17 protein-coding genes are annotated in these 17,394 nt (G+C 71.0%); 5 read left to right on the top strand and 12 right to left on the bottom strand.

What is annotated here, in order from left to right:
- Positions 1-19: 19 nt before the first annotated feature.
- The 4 genes from OG241_RS01275 to OG241_RS01290 are packed head-to-tail and all read right to left on the bottom strand — an operon-like array spanning position 20 to position 3,665.
- Entirely contained in the window at positions 20-775 is a 756-nt protein-coding gene (locus tag OG241_RS01275; RefSeq protein ID WP_405812985.1) for an SDR family NAD(P)-dependent oxidoreductase, read from the bottom strand.
- Positions 775-1,305 carry a nuclear transport factor 2 family protein gene (locus tag OG241_RS01280; RefSeq protein WP_405812987.1) on the bottom strand — a complete coding sequence of 177 codons (531 nt, stop codon included), beginning with the start codon at positions 1,303-1,305 and terminating at the stop codon, positions 775-777. Before OG241_RS01280 ends, OG241_RS01275 begins: the two co-directional genes overlap by 1 nt.
- Positions 1,302-2,483, bottom strand: coding sequence for an acyl-CoA dehydrogenase family protein (locus OG241_RS01285; RefSeq protein ID WP_405812989.1), 1,182 nt, complete (start codon positions 2,481-2,483; stop codon positions 1,302-1,304). Before OG241_RS01285 ends, OG241_RS01280 begins: the two co-directional genes overlap by 4 nt.
- A gap of 60 nt (positions 2,484-2,543) precedes the next feature.
- A complete protein-coding gene (locus OG241_RS01290; protein ID WP_405812991.1) occupies positions 2,544-3,665 on the bottom strand; it encodes an acyl-CoA dehydrogenase family protein in 1,122 nt (373 codons plus the stop codon).
- A 108-nt stretch (positions 3,666-3,773) separates the two neighbouring features.
- Between OG241_RS01290 and OG241_RS01295 the strand changes: the two genes are divergently transcribed.
- Together OG241_RS01295 and OG241_RS01300 are read left to right on the top strand one after the other, a co-directional pair.
- Positions 3,774-4,595, top strand: coding sequence for an enoyl-CoA hydratase/isomerase family protein (locus tag OG241_RS01295; protein WP_405812993.1), 822 nt, complete (start codon positions 3,774-3,776; stop codon positions 4,593-4,595).
- 26 nt (positions 4,596-4,621) lie between these two features.
- On the top strand, positions 4,622-5,122 hold the full coding sequence (locus tag OG241_RS01300; protein WP_405812995.1) for a MaoC family dehydratase: 501 nt from the start codon (positions 4,622-4,624) through the stop codon (positions 5,120-5,122).
- Here the strand turns inward: OG241_RS01300 and OG241_RS01305 are convergent.
- Together OG241_RS01305 and OG241_RS01310 are read right to left on the bottom strand one after the other, a co-directional pair.
- Positions 5,098-6,507, bottom strand: coding sequence for a family 1 glycosylhydrolase (locus tag OG241_RS01305; protein WP_405812997.1), 1,410 nt, complete (start codon positions 6,505-6,507; stop codon positions 5,098-5,100). The two genes, OG241_RS01300 and OG241_RS01305, sit on opposite strands and share 25 nt — an antisense overlap.
- Before the next feature lie 130 nt (positions 6,508-6,637).
- Complete coding sequence (locus OG241_RS01310) at positions 6,638-7,504, bottom strand: crotonase/enoyl-CoA hydratase family protein (protein ID WP_405812999.1); 867 nt, start codon at positions 7,502-7,504, stop codon at positions 6,638-6,640.
- Between the two features lie 84 nt (positions 7,505-7,588).
- Here OG241_RS01310 and OG241_RS01315 point away from each other — a divergent pair, with 84 nt between their 5' ends.
- From OG241_RS01315 to OG241_RS01325, 3 genes are read left to right on the top strand one after another with little or no spacing between them, the layout of a single operon-like run.
- Positions 7,589-8,368, top strand: a complete 780-nt coding sequence (locus OG241_RS01315; RefSeq protein WP_405813001.1) for an enoyl-CoA hydratase/isomerase family protein — start codon at positions 7,589-7,591, stop codon at positions 8,366-8,368.
- 58 nt (positions 8,369-8,426) lie between these two features.
- Entirely contained in the window at positions 8,427-9,599 is a 1,173-nt protein-coding gene (locus tag OG241_RS01320) for an acyl-CoA dehydrogenase family protein (protein ID WP_405813003.1), read from the top strand.
- Positions 9,596-10,618, top strand: a complete 1,023-nt coding sequence (locus tag OG241_RS01325) for an LLM class F420-dependent oxidoreductase (RefSeq protein WP_405813005.1) — start codon at positions 9,596-9,598, stop codon at positions 10,616-10,618. Before OG241_RS01320 ends, OG241_RS01325 begins: the two co-directional genes overlap by 4 nt.
- Before the next feature lie 26 nt (positions 10,619-10,644).
- Here the strand turns inward: OG241_RS01325 and OG241_RS01330 are convergent, their stop codons facing one another.
- The 6 genes from OG241_RS01330 to OG241_RS01355 form a co-directional block, all read right to left on the bottom strand.
- A complete protein-coding gene (locus OG241_RS01330; protein WP_405813007.1) occupies positions 10,645-11,394 on the bottom strand; it encodes a FadR/GntR family transcriptional regulator in 750 nt (249 codons plus the stop codon).
- A gap of 17 nt (positions 11,395-11,411) precedes the next feature.
- Positions 11,412-11,822, bottom strand: coding sequence for a Zn-ribbon domain-containing OB-fold protein (locus OG241_RS01335; protein ID WP_405813009.1), 411 nt, complete (start codon positions 11,820-11,822; stop codon positions 11,412-11,414).
- On the bottom strand, positions 11,819-12,973 hold the full coding sequence (locus tag OG241_RS01340) for a thiolase family protein (protein WP_405813011.1): 1,155 nt from the start codon (positions 12,971-12,973) through the stop codon (positions 11,819-11,821). Before OG241_RS01340 ends, OG241_RS01335 begins: the two co-directional genes overlap by 4 nt.
- A gap of 4 nt (positions 12,974-12,977) precedes the next feature.
- Positions 12,978-14,552, bottom strand: coding sequence for an AMP-binding protein (locus OG241_RS01345; RefSeq protein WP_405813013.1), 1,575 nt, complete (start codon positions 14,550-14,552; stop codon positions 12,978-12,980).
- Positions 14,553-14,589: 37 nt separating this feature from the next.
- The gene (locus OG241_RS01350; RefSeq protein ID WP_405813015.1) at positions 14,590-16,080 is read right to left on the bottom strand and encodes an aldehyde dehydrogenase family protein; all 1,491 of its coding nucleotides are present in this window, start codon (positions 16,078-16,080) and stop codon (positions 14,590-14,592) included.
- Positions 16,081-16,185: 105 nt separating this feature from the next.
- Positions 16,186-17,328, bottom strand: coding sequence for an acyl-CoA dehydrogenase family protein (locus tag OG241_RS01355; RefSeq protein WP_405813017.1), 1,143 nt, complete (start codon positions 17,326-17,328; stop codon positions 16,186-16,188).
- Positions 17,329-17,394: the final 66 nt, after the last annotated feature.

Consider the following 17,394-nt stretch of genomic DNA (forward strand, 5'->3'; position numbering starts at 1 on the left):
CCGTCCCGGGAGGGGGGCCTCACCCGATCAGGGTGCGGCCGCCCTCCAGCATCAGCGTCGCACCGGTCAGATAGGCCATGTCCTCGCTGACCAGCGCGGCCACCGCCCGCCCGATGTCGGTCTCCGGGTCGCCCATCCTGCCCAGCGGAATCCCCGCGAGCACGCTCTGCGCCTTCTCCGGATGAGCGACGAAGAACGCCTCCGCCGCCGGGCTAAGCGCCGCCGGGCAGACCACGTTCACGCGGATCCCGTACGCGCCCCACTCCCGCGCGGCGACCCGCGTCAGCCCGCGGATGGCCTCCTTGGCCATGGCGTAGGCCGCGAAGCCCGTCTCTCCCTGCACCGCGGCCGACGAACCCAGGTTGACGACGCTGCCACGACTGGCCCGCAGCTGGGGCAGGGCCGAGCGCATCGCGTGGAAGGTCGCCAACGGGCCGCTGCGGTAGGCGAGTTCGACATCGTCGTACGACGTGTCCTCCAGCCGGCGCTGGACGGACGTCTGCGCGTTGTTCACGAGCACGTCCAGTCCGCCGAACTCCCGTACCGTCTCGGCCACCATCCGGTCGATGTCGGCCCGTTCGCCGACGTCCCCGATGACGGTGTGGGCCCGGCCGCCGCGCCCGGTGATCTCCCCGGCGGTCTCCTTGAGTGTGGCCTCGGTACGGCCCGTGATCACCACTGCCGCCCCCTCGGCCGCCAGAGCGAGCGCGATGCCGCGGCCCACGCCCTGCCCGCCGCCGGTGACCAGTGCCGTCTTCCCCGCCAACCGCCGCATCACGTCTCCTTCCAGAAAGGTCCCCAGGACGGGAAAGCGTCGGGCAGCGCCGGCTGTCCGGCACCCTCCCAGCCCTCGAATCCGACCTGCTGGGGGCGCTCGGTCACATCGGCCGCGTACCAGTGCTGCTCACGGCGCCGGGAGAAGTACCACTCGCCGTCCACGCGCGCGTAGTCGTCGAGGTAGCGGATCGCCATGACGATCCACCGCTCCCCCACCTCGTGCTCGGCACGGCAGTAGACGGAGCCGGTGGCCGTGTCGCCGCCGGAGAACTCGATGCGGTGTCCGCAGATCTGGTGGACGGAGCGGTGAAAGCCCCGGACGAGCGGATCGATGTACGTCAGCAGCGCCTCCCGGCCCCGGCCGTGGCGTCCCATGTCCACGTCGGGCCTGAAGCAGCCGGCCCAGGCGTCGAGGTCACGGGCGTCCACGGCGAGCGCGTAGCGGACGGGCAATTGCTGGATCGCCAGGTGCGACTCGACACGGTCGAGACGTTCCGCGAGCGAGGGCGCCGGGGTCACGGGTGTCACGGCCTGGGCTCCTTGGGCAGACCGAGCACCTGCTCGCCGATGATGTTGCGCTGGATCTCGCTGGACCCGCCGTAGATCGTCTCCGCCAGGGAGAGGAGGAAGGAGCGCTGCCGGGTGTCGAGGCCGTAGTCCGCGCCGACGATCTGACCGGCGGGCCCGGCCAACTCCTGCGCCAGATGGCCGAGTTGCTGGTGACGGGTCGACGCGTACAGCTTCGCGGTGGTGGCCTGGGCGCCCGGGGTGCGGCCCGCGGTCAGTTCGGCGATGGTCCGGAGGTTGGTGGTGCGCATGATGCGTACGGAGATCCAGGCGTCGACGATCCGCCGGCGCAGCATCGGGTCGTCGAGCGCGCCCCGCTCCCGGGCCAGGTCGATCAGGGCCTCGGCCTCTCGCTCGAAGGTGAGCTGCTGGGGCAGGAGCGTCGTGCCGCGTTCGATGCCGAGCGTGGCCATCGCGGTGCGCCAGCCCTGGCCGACCTCGCCGACGACCATGTCCTCGCCGGTCCTGGCCTCGGAGAGGAACACCTCGGCGAACTCGTCCTGGCCGGCGAGATTGCGGATGGGGCGGATCTCGACGCCCGGCTGGTCCGTGGGCACGAGCAGCATGGTCAGGCCCTTGTGGCGGACGGAGTCCGGGTCGGTGCGGGCGAGGACGTAGAGCCAGTCGGCGTGGATGCCGAAGGACGTCCACACCTTCTGCCCGCTCACCACCCACTCTCCGCCGTCGTCGCGCTCGGCCCGGGTGCGGACCGAGGCCAGGTCGGAGCCGGCGCCGGGTTCGCTGAAACCCTGGCCCCACAGTTCCTCGACGGCGAGGATCGGCGGCAGGAAGCGCTTCTTCTGCTCCTCGCCGCCCACCTTGAGGAGCATGGGGCCGAGCAGGTCGAGGGCGTTGACCGTGGCCCGGTAGGGGGCGTTCACGCGGGCGTACTCGTACTCGAAAACGATCTCCTCCAGCAGTCCGAGGCCTCGTCCGCCGTACTCCGCCGGCCAGCCGACGCCCAGCCAGTTCCCGGCGGACAGCTCGCGGTCCCAGGCGAGGCGGACCTCCCAGGCGGCTCCGTCAGTGGGGCCGCCCACGCCCCGGTGCTCGGCGAACTCGCCCACGAGGTGGTCCGCCAGCCAGTCCCGCAGTTCGTCGCGGAAGTCGCGTACGGCGGGCCCGAAGTCCAGTTCCATGTCTGCTGCCTCCCTGTGGTGCCGAAGTGTGGTGTCGGAGCGCGGTGTCAGACCCTGTCGTCAGATGCCGAGCCGGGTGGCGAGCAGCTCCCGGTGGTAGGACGGGGAACCGAGCAGCACCTCGGAGCTCTTGGCCCGCTTGAAGTACAGGTGCGCGGGGTGCTCCCAGGTGAAGCCGATGCCGCCGTGGACCTGGATGTTGTCGCCCGCGACCCTGGTGAACGCTTCCGAGCAGAAGGCCTGTGCCAGGGCGGCGGCGACGGCGATCTCCGTGTCGTCGCCGGCGTCCAGCGCCCACAGTCCGCCGTACGCGGCCGAGCGGGCCGACTCGATGTCCGTCAACATGTCGGCGCACTTGTGCTTGATGCCCTGGAACGAGCCGATGGGCCGCCCGTACTGCACCCGCATCCCGGCGTAGTCCACGGCGGCGTCCAGGGCCGCCGTCGCTCCCCCGACCTGTTCGGCGGCGAGCAGGACGCAGGCGGTGGCGAGGGTGCGTTCCAGTGCGGGCCACGCCGTCCCCTCGGCGCCGAGCAGCCGTGCGGGGGTGTCCGTGAACTCCAGCCGGGCCTGTTTGCGGGTCTGGTCCAGGGTGGGGAGGGGGGTGCGGGTGAGGCCCGGCGCGTCGGCGGCGTCGACCGCGAAGAGGCTGACGCCGACGGGTGTACGGGCGACGACGAGGAGCAGGTCGGCGAGGTGGCCGTCGGGGACGTAGGTCTTCACGCCGGCCAGGCGCCACCCGTGGGCGGTGTCGTGGGCGGTGAGACGGATGCCGGGCTCGTCCCAGCGGCCGCTGTCCTCGGTGAGCGCCAGCGTGGCCACCGCCTCGCCGGACGCGATACCCGGCAGGAGGTCCTGCCGGGCCCGCTCGTCGTCGCAGCGCAGCAGGGCCTCGGCGGCCAGGGCGACGGTGGCGAAGTACGGCCCGCACAGCAGCGCGCGGCCCGCCTCCTCGAAGACGATGCCGAGGTCGACGTAGCCGAAACCGGAGCCGCCGTACTGCTCCGGCACGGCGAGTCCCTGCAGGCCGAGTTCACCGGCCATCCGGCGCCAGACGTGGTCGTCGTGGCCCTCCGGGTCGGCGGCCAGGCGGCGTACGGCCGCCTCGTCGGAGTACTTGGCCAGGAACGACCGTACGACTTTGCGCAGTTCGTCCTGTTCCTGGGTGAAGGTGAGGTCCATGCCGCCCTTCCCGTTCTCGGTGCGACGCGTCTGCCGATCGCTTGCCGCACTCCGCTCGATACAGTTAGATAATTATAGTATCCGCACTGATTACACCAGGAGCGCGACGTGACCGATCTCTACGCCCCGTTCACGAGCCTGACCTTCGAGCGGCCCTCGCCCGGGGTGCTGCGTGTCGTGCTCGACGCCCCGAACCTCAACGCGGTCGATCCGCGCATGCACGGGGAACTGGCCGAGATCTGGCCGGTGATCGACCGGGACGAGCAGACCCGGGTGGTGCTCTTCCAGGGGGCGGGCCGGGCCTTCTCGGCGGGCGGGACCTTCGACTCCATTGACGCCATGACCGGCGACTACGCGGTGCGTGCCCGGGTGATGCGGGAGGCGCGGGACATGGTCTACGGGGTGATCAACTGCTCCAAGCCGGTGGTCTCGGCGATCCATGGTCCGGCGGTCGGCGCGGGGCTGGTCATCGGGATGCTCGCGGACATCTCCGTCGCCGCCCGTACGGCGAAGATCGTCGACGGGCACACGCGTCTGGGTGTCGCGGCCGGTGACCACGCGGCCATCTGCTGGCCGCTGCTGTGCGGCATGGCGAAGGCCAAGTACTACCTGCTGACCTGCGAAGCGCTCACCGGCGAGGAGGCCGAGCGGATCGGCCTGGTGTCCAAGTGCGTGGACGACGCGGACGTGCACACGGAGGCGCTGCGCGTGGCGACCGTCCTGGCGGCCGGTCCCACCAGTGCCATCAGCTGGACCAAGCGGTCCCTCAACCACTGGTACCGCACCGCGCAGCCGATCTTCGAGGCCTCCCTCGGGCTGGAGTTCTTCGGCTTCGGCGGACACGAGGTCGTCGAGGGGCTGGCCGCCCACCGCGACAAGCGCACCCCCGACTTCGAGGGCGTGGGCGAAAAGCACCCGCTCGATCTCTGACCACCCACGAGAGGAACCGATCGATCATGACGCCGCAGCTCACCACCGAGGTCCCGCCCCTGGTCAAGGGGTTGACGTACGAGGAGATGCCGGTCGGGCAGGTCTTCCGGACCGCCCGCCGCACGGTCACCGAGACCGACCTGGTCAACTTCGTCACCTGGGGCGGCTTCACCGAGCCGCTCTTCTGGGACGCCACGCACGCGGCGGAGGGCGGATACACCGGCCGGCTGGTCCCGGGCGGCCTGACGTACTGCCTCGCCGAGGGACTCGTCCTCCAGACGAACGTCCTGCACGGCACGGGTCTCGCCTTTCTGCACATGGAGCTGACCGTGCGGGGGCCGGTGTACGTCGGTGACACCCTGCACGCGATCGTGGAGACGACGGGCTGCCGCCCCTCCAGCAAGCCCGGCCGGGGCGTGGTGACCAGCCGGATCACCGTACGCAACCAGCGGGACGAGGACGTCCTCGTCTACTGCCCGGTACGGCTGATCCGCGGCCGGGACTACGAGGCGCCGACGACGCCCTGACCCGGAGCCCGGGGTACGAGGCTCAGTCGGCACTCCGGACCGGCGGCGGGCGCCCCGGCGAAGGCTCCGCGGTGCAGCCAGTCGGCCGGCATCGCGGGCCCCGGCGCGACCTCGTGGTCCGGGACAGCCATCGCGTAGAGGCGGGTGTAGCGGAACTTGGCCTCCAGGTTGTCGAGGACCGACCAGTACTCGTAGCCGCAGACCTCCACTCCGGCGTCGACGAGCCGGGCCAGCCAGGAGAGCCTGGCGCGCAGCAGCCCGCGCCGCCGGGCGTCGTCGCTGTGGCCCGTGTCGTCGACCAGGTCCAGGTCCCCCATGCCGTTGTCGACGACGGCCAGCGGGGGCAGCAGTTCGCCGTACAGCTCGTACAGGCCGGCGACGGCGTCGGCGAGCCCTTCGGGGATGATCGGCCAGCCGTAGGCGGTCGTCTCGACGTCGTCGAAGGGGACGATCGCGAAGCCGAGGCCCACGAACAGACGGTTGACCTCGTTGAGGGCGCCGCCGCACTTCGCGGCAGGCAGCACGCGGGGCAGGTTCTCCGGCGCGGTGACCCGGAACGGGGTGTGCCAGGACAGACCCAGCAGGTCCTGGGCGGTGGCGATGACCTCCAGGTCACCGGGGTGCACGCAGCCGGTGGCGGCCACCGGACTGACGTCCTCCTCGGTCACCATGTGCTCGCCGAGCAGCAGGGGGTCGAGGAAGATGCGGTTGGTCCAGCTCTCCAGTCGCTCCAGGGCGAGCCGGTCGTAGGGGTCGTCCGTGGCCGCGTAGCCGCCGACCAGCGTGATCGTCGTCCCGATCCGGCCTCGGACGCCGACGGCCCGGAGTGCCTGGGTGGCGAGCCCGTTGGCGAGCAGGATGTGGTGTACGGCGGGCAGCCCGGCGCGGCCCGCGCCCCGGCCCGGCGAGTACATTCCGGCCACATGGTCCGCGAGGGTGGGGCCGGCCAGGTCGGTCGAGGTGATCCAGCGCTCCACCCGGTCGCCGAACCGGCGGCCCAGTTCGGCCGCGTACACGGCGAAGTGCTCGGCGGTGTCACGGGCGAGCCAGCCGCCGGCCGCGTCCAGCCAGGGCGGCAGCGTACGGTCGAACAGGGTGAGCGCGGGGCGCGTCCCCTGTGCGAGCAGGGCGTCGAGCGCGCGGTCGCAGCGGTCCAGTGCCGCCAGGTCCCAGTTGCCGGGGCCGTCGGGCTGGAGCTGCGGCCAGCCGGCGACCATCCGGTGCGTGTCCGGCGTGACGCCGAGCAGCTGCCCGATGTCGTCGGTCCACTGCCGGAAGTGCCCGCCGCGTTCCGGCAGGGGCGGCGGCGGGGCCGCGAGAGTGTCCGCGGTGGCGACCCCCCAGTCGACGCCGCGAAGGGATTCGTGCAGGAAACCATCGCTCATGGTTTACCGTCCAGGCGGTGAATGGTTCAGCGCATTCAACTGAATGCCCGCCGTCGGGACGCTAACACTTCGAGCAAACTACGACAATGTTTCGGCCAGATCTCCTCGGCCGGCGGAACATCGGCCCCGGCTACTCCCCCAGGGGACGGAACTCCTCGTCCCGCCACCAGGGGTAGACGGGCGGCATGTCCGCGCTGACCCGGCCCGGAAACTCGGGGGGCCGTTTGGCGAGGAAGGACTCGACTCCCTCCACGGGGTCGGGGCCGCCGCCGATCTCGCTCATGATCCGCGAGTCGAGCCGGTGCGCCGCCATGGGGTGCGGCTCGCCGAGCATCCGCCACATCATCTGGCGTGCGAGGGCCACAGAGACCGCCGAGGTGTTGTCGGCGATCTCCCGGGCCAGTTCGTACGCCGCCGGCAGGAGCTCCTCCGGGGGGTGGACGGAGCGGACGAGCCCGGCGGCCAGGGCCTCGTCGGGGCCGAAGACGCGGCCCGTCGCGACCCACTCCATGGCCCGCTGCACACCGACCGCGCGAGGCAGGAACCAGCTCGCCGCCGACTCCGGCACGATGCCGCGGCGCGCGAAGACGAAGCCGAACTTCGCCGAGGTCGACGCCAGCCTGATGTCCATGGGCAGGGTCATGCTGGCCCCGACGCCCGCCGCCGGGCCGTTGACCGCCGCGATGACCGGCTTGGTGCTGGAGAAGATCCGCAGCGCGACCCGGCCGCCGGTGTCCCGGTGCCGGGCGCCCGCCTTGCGGTGGTCGAAGGACGAGCCGCCCGAGCTGACGTCGGCGCCCGCGCAGAAACCGCGTCCGGCGCCGGTCACCACGATCACCCGTATCCCGTCGTCCTCGTCGGCCGCGTCCAGGACGTCGAGGAGGTCCTGCATCATCCGGGGGTTGAAGGCGTTGAGTTTCTCGGGCCGGTCGAGGGTGACGGTGAGGATCCGGTCCGCCACCTCGGCCCGCACGGTCTCGTACTCCTGCTCCGCCACGCGCGTCCTCCGTCACTCCACGGGCCAGTTCCCAGAAAGCTTAATTAGTTATAGCATTCAACTCTCATAACTGATCCCTGGACGATGGCGGTGGAGATGACGGATCTGGTGGTGACGGCCGTCGGGCCGGTCCGGCTGGTCGAGTTGAACCGGCCGGAGCAGCTGAACGCGATGAGCGAGGAGCTGCACACCGGACTCACGTCGGTGTGGGGCGAGATCGCCGCGGACCCGGAGGCACGGGCGATCGTGCTCACCGGGCGCGGCCGGGCGTTCAGCGCCGGCGGCAACTTCGAGATCATGAACCGGGTCCAGCGCGAGAGCGCCTTCCGGGAGCAGAACGTCGACGAGGCCCGGCGGATCATCACCGGACTGGTCCGCTGCCCGCTTCCCGTGATCGCGGCGGTCAACGGCCCCGCCGTCGGCCTCGGTTGCAGCCTGGCCCTGCTGAGCGACCTCGTACTGATCGCCGACGACACCTACCTCGCCGACCCGCACGTCCAGGTCGGTCTCGTCGCCGGCGACGGCGGTGCGTACGTCCTGCCGCTGCTCGTGGGGCTGACCCGGGCGAAGGAACTGCTGTTCCTGGGCGACCGGGTGAGCGCCGAGGACGCGGTCCGGCTGGGCATCGCCAACCGGGCCGTGCCCAGGGACAAGCTCCTGGACGAGGCCATGGATCTGGCCGTACGCCTGGCCGCCCTGCCCGCGCAGGCACTGCGCGAGACCAAGCGCGCGGTCAACCGGCACCTGGAACAGGCCCTCGACACCGTGATGGAGCCGGCCCTGCTCGCCGAGCGGGACACGATGCACTCGCCGGAGCACATCGCGGCGGTCGAGCGGATCGTCGCGTCGCGCGCCCGACGCTGAACCACCGCCCTGAGCCGAAGAGTTCGGCCGGAGAGCCGAGCCGGAAAGGAGTACTCGGATGGACTTCGCGTTCAGCGAGGAGCAGGAGGAACTCGGGCGCACGGTGCGGGCGTTCCTCGCGGACACCTCGCCCGAGACCGAGGTGCGGCGCCTGATGGAGACCCCGGAGGGCTTCGACCGGGCGCTGTGGCGCCGGATGGGATCGGAGCTGGGGCTGCAGGGGCTGGCCGTGCCCGAGGAGTACGGCGGAGCCGGCTGCGGGCCGGTCGAGGTGGGCGTCGTCATGGAGGAGATGGGACGCGCGCTGCTGTGCGCGCCCTTCCTGTCCTCGGCCGTGCTCGCGACGACCACGCTGCTGCGGTGCGCCGACGAGGAGGCCCGTAAGCGCCTGCTGCCGGGGCTGGCCTCCGGCGAGCTCGTGGCGACACTGGCCCTGACCGAGGACTCCGCCCGCTGGGACGCGTCGGGAGTGCGGCTCACCGCCCGTGAATCCAACGGGAGTTGGCTGCTCACCGGGCACAAGACGTTCGTCCTGGACGGCGCCACCGCCGACGTCGTCCTCACCGTGGCCCGAACCGACGACGGGACCGGTGACGGGACCGGTGACGGGACCGGTGACGGAATCGGCGTCTTCCTGGTGGACGGCGACGCGCCCGGACTGACCCGTGAACCGCTGCCCACGATGGACCCGACCCGCCGTCAGGCGCGCCTCGACTACGCCGGCGTGCCGGCCATCCGGCTGCGGACCCACGGCGACGGCTGGACTCTGGTCGCGGAGGTTCTGGACCGGGCTGCGGTGGCGCTGGCCGCCGAGCAGGTCGGGGTGGCCTCCCGCACGCTCGACATGGCCGTGGACTACGCCAAGGTGCGCCACCAGTTCGGACGGCCGATCGGCTCCTTCCAGGCCGTCAAGCACCTGCTGGCCGACGTACTCCTGGAGGTGGAGTCGGCGCGGGCCGCCGCGCACTACGCGCTGCTCGCCGCCGAGAACGACGCCCCGGACCTGCCCGCCGTGGCGAGCCTGGCCAAGGCCTTCTGCTCCGACGCCTGTCTGCGGGCGACGACGGAGAACATCCAGGTCCACGGCGGTATCGGCTTCACCTGGGAGCACCCGGCCCATCTCTATCTCAAGCGGGCCAAGACGTCACAGCTGCTGTTCGGCGACCCGGCGTACCACCGGGAACTGCTCGCCCAGCACATCGGTATGGAAGCGGTCAAAGGAGCGGTATGAAGGTCGACGGCAAACTCAACGTGTGGAGCACCGGCGAGGTGGTCGAGGAGGCACGGCACCACGAGAAGGCCGGTTACGACGGCCTGTGGGCCTCCGAGTCCAAACACGACCCCTTCCTGCCGCTGCTGCTCGCGGCCGAGCACACCGAGCGCCTCGAAGTCGGCACCGCCATCGCGGTCGCCTTCGCCCGCTCCCCCATGCAACTCGCCTACACCGCACACGACTTGCAGACGTACTCCGGCGGGCGTTTCTCACTCGGCCTCGGCAGCCAGATCAAACCGCACATCGAGCGGCGCTTCTCGATGCCGTGGAGCCGGCCCGCGGCCCGTATGCGGGAGTACGTGAGCGCGCTGCACGCCGTCTGGGCCGCCTGGAACGAGGGCGTGAAGCTCGACTTCCGCGGCGACTTCTACACGCACACGCTCATGGCTCCCTTCTTCTCCCCCCCGCCCGCGCCCGGCGGCCCGCCCAAGGTGTTCGTGGCCGCTGTCGGGGAGGCGATGACCCGGGTGGCGGGCGAGGTCGCGGACGGGCTCCTCGCCCACGGGTTCACCACCGAGCGCTATCTGCGGGAGGTCACACTGCCGACCGTGGAGGCCGGCCTCGCCGCCACCGGCCGCACCCGCGACGACTTCGCCGTCTCCCATCTCCTGCTGACCGCGACCGGCCGCACCGAGGAGGAGCTGGCCCGCGCGGTGGACGGCACCCGCCGTCAGATCGCCTTCTACGGCAGCACGCCCGCCTATCGCGGGGTCCTCGAACTGCACGGCTGGGGCGAACTCGGCGACGAGCTCAACGCCCTCTCCAAGTCGGCCCGCGAGGACAAGTGGGAGGCGATGGGCGGGCTCGTCGACGACGAGGTGCTGCACACCTTCGCGGTGGTGGCGGAGCCGGAGCGGGTGGCGGACGAGATCCGGCGCCGGTACGGGGCACTGGTCGACCGTGTCTCCTTCTACACGGCGTACGAGATCGACGCCGAGGTGTGGGAGCCGATCGTGCGGGACCTGCGCGACAACTGAACGAACGACCGGATGAGTCAGGCAAGTCAGCCGAGCAGGTCCAGGACCGTCGTCATGGACCTGCTCCGCAGCAGGTAGTCCTCCGCCTCCTGGAGGTGGACGCGCCACAGTTCCTCGGCGGCCTCGCCCCGGCGCGCGGCGACCAGGTCGACGAGCGCGCCGTGGGCGCGGAAGCCCCGGCGGTTGGCCCGGATGTTCTCGGGGCTGCCGGCGTCGAGGTCGACGTGGGACCAGTTCGCCTGGTCGATGATGTGCCGGACCATGCCGTTGAGGACGGCGAGCGTCTCGTTGCCCGCCAGTTCGACGACGAGGGCGTGGAACTCCATATGGGCGCGGATGAAGGCCGACGGGTCGTCCATGAGCGCCTCGGCCTCGGCGACGGCGGCCCGCAGCCGCTCCAGGTCCTCGTCCGTGCGGTGCTCGGCCAGCAGCCCGGCGCACGGCGCCTCGATCACCGTACGGGCGTCGTACACGTCCTTGAGTGTCGTCCCCCGGTACTCCAGCACCACGCCCGCGTACCGGGCGGCGACCGTGCCCTCCGGGATCTGCACCCGGGCCCCGCCCCGGGCGCCCCGGCGCACGTTGATCAGCGACTCCGACTCCAGTACCCGGAACGCCTCGCGCAGCGTCGGCCGGGAGACGGCGAACTCCTCCATGAGCGCCGTCTCGGAGGGCAGCGCGTCGCCCTCGGCCAGTTCGCCGCGCACGATCATCCGGCGCAACCGTGCCGCCACCAGCTCGGCCATCTTGGGGACCCGTACCGGCGTGTTCGCCACCGCGTCCACCTCCGCCCTCAGTGAGTGTTCTCCGGGTTCTCCGGTACGAAATACGGCAGCGCGATCTCGTCGGTGAGGGCGCGGAAGTCCACGCGTACGCGCAGTCCGATGACGACGTGGTCGGGGTCCCCGGCATCCACGTGGGACAGCAAGGTACCGCCGTCGTCCAGGTCGATCACGGCCAGCGCGAACGGGGTGTCGAAGCCGGGGCCGGGCGCGCGGTGCACGACGGTCACCGAGTAGACGCTCCCCCGGCCGGCGCTGGGCGCGTACCGCCAGTCCCGCGACATACAGCCGGGACAGGCGGGCTCGGGCACGAAGAAACGCAGTCCGCAGTTCGGGCACCGCGGAACGACCAGCTCACCGCGCCGGGCCGCGTCCCAGAACGGCCGGGACAGCTCGGTGGGCACGGGTACGGGCCTGCTCATCGCATCCTCCCGAGGACGCTCATCTCGTAGTGCTGGGCTCCCGAACCGGCGTTCCCTACGACGGCGAGTTCCGCGCCCTCGACCTGGTGCACCGCCGTGCCGCGCAACTGCCGTACGGCTTCGACGACTTTGAGGGTCATCTGCTGGGTCCCGTTCCAGGCGTACGCCAGACAGCCGCCGTCCGGGTTGACGGGATGCTTGCCGCCGACGGCGATGGCCCCGCTCGCGGCCAGCGGGCCGCCCTCTCCCTCCCCGCACAGTCCGAGGATCTCCAACTGCCGGATGATCTCGAAGGAGTTGGGGTCGTAGAGCGAGAAGACGTCCACGTCGTGCGGGCCGACGCCGGCCATCGCGTAGGCGCGGGTCGCGGCGTCCCGGCCGAGCCCGCCGACCTCCCGGTGCAACGCCGGGTTGGCATAGGCGGCCTGGTGGTACTCCATGCCGCCGCCGAGTACGGCGACCGGCGGCTGCCGCAGGTCGCGGGCGCGTTCGGCGGTGGTCACCACGAGGGCGGCGCCGCCCTCACCGACGATGCAGCAGTCCAGCAGATGAAACGGCGTGGCCACCATGCGGGAGGCGAGCACATCCTCGGCGGTGTACGGGCCGCGCCCGAACATCATCGCCTCCGGGTTGGTGGTGCCGTTGTTGCGGATGGTGGCGGCGACCTCCGCGAGCTGGCGGGAGGTCGTCCCGTACTCGTGCATGTGCCGTGCGGCCACCAGCGCGAACTGGGCGACGACATAGCTGCCCCACACGTCGGCGAACTCCAGCGGCGTCCCGGCCCCGACCGGGCCCGCCCCGCGCGCGACCAGTTTGCAGCCGCCGACCACCACGGCGTCCGCGAACCCGGCCCGGACGGCTGCCGCCGCCTTCAGCACGCCCCGCGAGCCCGCGTTGTCGAGCATCGAGTCACTGGTCCAGCGCAGGTCCCGGCCCAGCATCCGGGCCCAGGAACTGCCCTCGCCGGGTACGCCGCCCGGGCCGGGCCAGTCGACCTGGGCGCCGTCGATGTCCGCCGGGGTCAGGCCGGCGTCGTCGATCGCTCCGCGCACGGCTTCGAGGGCCAGGTCCATGGCGTCGCGGTGCGGCAGCGACAGGGCCTGCTCGGTGGCGTACACGCCCGCGACGACGGGCTGTCGGCTGTCCGTCACCGTGTCACCGGCCCGCGCCGAGCGTGTCGCCGCCGGGGTAGCCGCCCCCGCCGAAGCGCTCGTCGAGCGCCTCGTAGTCCTTCGCGAAGTCCTTGGTGCGCGGCAGTGCCTCGACGAAGTCCACCGTCTTCGGCTTCTTGTACGAGGCGATCCGTGCCCGGCAGTGCTCGATGACGTCCGCCGCGGTGACCGGCTCGGCGTCGGGACGCAGCACGACGACCGCCTTGACGTCCTGAGCCCAGCGCTCGTTGGGCACGCCGATCACGGCGGCCTCCTTGATCGCGGGGTGCGCCTCGATGCAGTTCTCGACCTCGGCGGGGAAGATGTTCTCGGCCGCCGACTTGAGCATGCGGGTCGTCGTCCCGAGGAAGCTGATCGTGCCGTCGCTCTCGCGCCGTCCGAGGTCGGTGGTGTGCCACCAGCCGAAGCGGAAGCGTTCCTCGTTGATCTCCGGCCGGTTCCAGTAGCCGAGGTGCACGAGGTCGCCGCGGACGCAGATCTCGCCGGCCACCCCGGTCGCGCACTCCTCGCCGGCGCTGTCCAGGATACGTACGGCGGTGAAGGGGCCGGGGCGTCCCGCGTTGCCGGTGCCCGAGCCGCCGTGGGCGCCGGTCACGGCGAAGCCGGTCACCTCGGTCTGGCCGTAGCCGCGGCCCTCGCCGCCGCCGTTGCGGGTGAAGCGGCTGGTGTCGGTGGGCACGGTGCCCTGCCACAGGGGTGCGGCGACGCTCGCCCGCAGGTGCGAGAGGTCGTGGCCGGCCTCGCGGTTCAGCTCGACGAGCTGGGCGATGGTCGGCGGCATCAGATAGGCGTGGGTGCACCGCTCGGCCGCGAGGAGCGGGAGCAGCTCCTCGGCGACCACGCGGCGGACGATGACGTTCTTGCCGCCGTGGACGAAGGCCGGAACCCCCCAGAACTGGTAGTTGCCGATGTGGAACATCGGTCCGGCGCCGAGGAAGGCGGTCTCGGTGCCGATGTCCCCCATCCAGGCGGCGCTCGCCCCCATGGAGAGCAGGTTGCGGTGCGACAGCATCGAGCCGGACTGCCGCCCGGAGATCGCCGCGGTGTAGATGACCAGCAGTGCGGAGTCGGGGTCGACCTCGACGACGGGGTTCTCCGGTGACCCGGAGGCCAGGAAGGACTCGTAGGAGTCGGCGCCCTCGGAGTCGTGCCGCAGCCACAACGCCCGGTGGTCGCTGCAGAGTTCGGCCCGCGCCTTGGCGACCGTGTCACCGATCTCCTCGTCCTGCCAGACGACGACCTTGGGGTCGAAGTCCTCGACCGCGAAAGCCATCTCCGGGGCCGCCCAGCGCCAGTAGCCGGGGCAGACCATGGCGCCGATCTTCGCGGCGGCGCCGAGCAGCTCCCAGATCCGGTAGGAGTTCTGGCCCAGCCACAGGATGCGGTCGCCGGTGCCGACGCCCGCGTCCGTGAGGGCGCCTGCGAGTCGGTTGGTGCGCTCGTCCAACTGGGGCCAGGTCAGCCGGACATCGCCGTCTACGAGGGCGACGCCTTCAGGGAAGGACCTTCGGTGCTCACGGATGATGTCGCCGAACGTCAGGCGACGGGCGGAATGCATGCTGTTGGCTCCAGAGGCTTGGGAGAGGTGGGGGCCGTCAGACGCGGCCGATACCCACACCCTTGACGTGGATGAACTCGTCCAGACCGGCCTTGCCGCCTTCCCGCCCGAACCCGCTCATGCCGACGCCGCCGAACGGTGTGGCAGGCGAAGTGATGGGATTCGGCCCGGGGTTGACATAGACCGTCCCGGCCTTCAGGCGCGGCACCAGGCGGTTGACGCGGCCGATGTCACGGGACTGGACGTAGGCGGACAGGCCGTACTCGCTGTCGTTGGCGAGGGCGACGGCCTGGTCCTCGGTGTCGAACGGGGTGATGGCCAGGACCGGGCCGAAGACCTCCTGCTGGGCGAGGTCGCTGCGGTTGTCGACGTCCGCGAAGACGGTCGGAGCCACGAACCAGCCGTCGGAGTCGATGCGTTCGCCGCCGTACACGAGCCGGCCGGATCCGTCCTCGACCGCCTTGTCGACCATGTCCCGGACACGGTTGCGGGCAGCTTCGTTGATGAGGGGTCCGATGTACGTCGTCGGGTCGAGCGGGTCACCCACGGGCAGGTGGGCGATCACCCCGGTGACCCGCGCGACGACCTCCTCGTAGATCGGGCGCTCCACCAGGAGCCGGGTGGGCAGGGCGCAACCCTGGCCGGTGTTGCTCATGGCGAAGGCCGCGCAGTATGGCACGACCGTGTCGAGGTCGGTGTCGGCGAAGAGGAGGTTGGCGGACTTGCCACCCAGCTCGAACAGGACGGGCTTGAGGCTCTGGGCGGCGGTCGCCATGATGCGGCGTGCGGTGGCCGGGCCACCCGTGAAGGAGATCTTGTCTACGCCGGGATGCGCCACCAGTGCCTCTCCCGCGTCCCCGAGTCCGGTGACCACGTTGATCACACCGTCGGGGATACCGGCCTCGCGGGCCAGGTCGGCGAAGAGCAGGGCGGAGAACGGCGTGGACTCGGCCGGTTTGATGACCACGGTGTTGCCGGCCGCGAGCGAGGGCGGGACCTTCATCGCCAGGGACAGGGCGGGTGAGTTCCAGGTGATGATGTGGCCGATGACGCCGTAGGGCTCGGCGATCGTGTACTCGACGTTCTCGTGCGGGCTGTAGGCCGCGCCGACCATGCCCTCGATCTTGTCCGCCCAGCCGGCGTAGTACTCGGTCCACTCGGCGACGTGGAGTCCGACGTTCTCGGCCCAGCCGCCGATGCAGACGCCGTTCTCCAGCGGGCAGATCGCCGCGAAGTCGGGGATGTGATCGCGCAGCAGTCCGGCGAAGCGGGTGAGCAGGCGGCGGCGCTCGGCGGGCCGCATGGTTCCCCACACCTCGAAGGCCTGACGGGCGGCGGCCACGGCCTGGTCGACCTCGGCGGGTCCCGCGAGCGGGACATGTGCCTGGACGAGTCCGGTCGCGGGGTTGATGTGCTCGTAGCTGCCGCCGCTCGTGTCGTGGAGGTCCTTGCCCCCGACGACGAGCCGGGGGCGCGGCAGGTCACGCTCGGCACGATCCTGGTGCAGTTTGACGTCGACCGTGACCACGGTGCCTCCTGGAGCCCGGTACTCTCGGATCCGTACAGCTTAAATAGATAACCTATTTAGCCGAACCAATCAATGCTGAACACTCACCGCTCTTCACAGCCCCCTTCACAGCCCCAGCGACCGCCCGACGATCTCCTGCATGATCTCCGAGGTGCCGCCGAACACCCGCTGCACCCGGCTGTCGCGCCAGATGCGGGCGATCTCGTACTCGTTGACATAGCCGTAGCCGCCGAAGAGCTGCATACAGCGGTCGATGACCTCCCAGCCGGTCTCCGTGGTCCAGTACTTGGCCGCGGCGGCCTCCTCGGCCGTCAGCTCCCCCTCGAAGAGGGCCACGATGCAGCCGTCCAGATGGACCCGGGCGACCTGCAGCTTGGCCTTGATGTCAGCGAGGGCGAACCGGTTGGCCTGGAATCCGCCGATGGGCCGGCCGAAGGCGGTGCGGTCCTTGGCGTACGCCAGGGCGCATTCGAAGGCCCGCTCGGCGGAAGCGAGGGCGGCCACGGCGATGGCGAGCCGCTCGGTCGGGAGGTTGCCCATCATGTGGTAGAAACCGCGCCCCTCCTGCCCGATGAGGTTGTCGGCTGGGACACGGACCTCACGGAAGAAGAGTTCGGCGGTGTCCTGGGCCTTCATGCCGACCTTGTCGAGCTTGCGTCCGCGCTCGAAGCCCTCCGCGCCGCGTTCGACGACGATCAGACTGATGCCCTTGTGCCCGGCGTCCGGGTCGGTCTTGCAGGCGACGATGACCAGGTCGGCGAGGATGCCGTTGGTGATGAAGGTCTTGGAGCCGTCGATCACCCACTCGTCGCCGTCCCGGCGGGCGGTGGTGCGGATGCCCTTGAGGTCGGATCCGGCGGCCGGCTCGGACAGGGCGAGCGCGCAGATCGTCTCGCCGCTGATCACGCCCGGCAGCCAACGGGCCTTCTGCTGCGGGGTGGTGAGGTTCATCAGATAGGGCGGAATGACATCGTTCTGCAGGCCGAGGCCGATGCCGACCGCGCCCGTGGCCGCCATCTCCTCCGCCATGATCGCGTTGTAGCGGAAGTCCCGGATGCCCTGGCCGCCGTACTCCTCGGGGAACTCCCAGCCGATGAGCCCGGCCTTGCCCGCGGCGGCCCAGGCGGCGCGGCCGACCTGCCCGTCGCGCTCCCACTCCTCGCTGTGCGGGACGCATTCCCGCAGGTAGTAGGCGCGGGCGGTCTCGCGGAACAGGTCGTGCTCCTCGGTGAAGATCGTACGGCGCATCCTCGGCTCCACTCCTGCATCCCACAGGGACTGCATCTCGCTTATTCAGCTGAAGTAGTTATACGA

Source organism: Streptomyces sp. NBC_01390, assembly GCF_045040105.1.
Classification (GTDB): Bacteria; Actinomycetota; Actinomycetes; order Streptomycetales; family Streptomycetaceae; genus Streptomyces.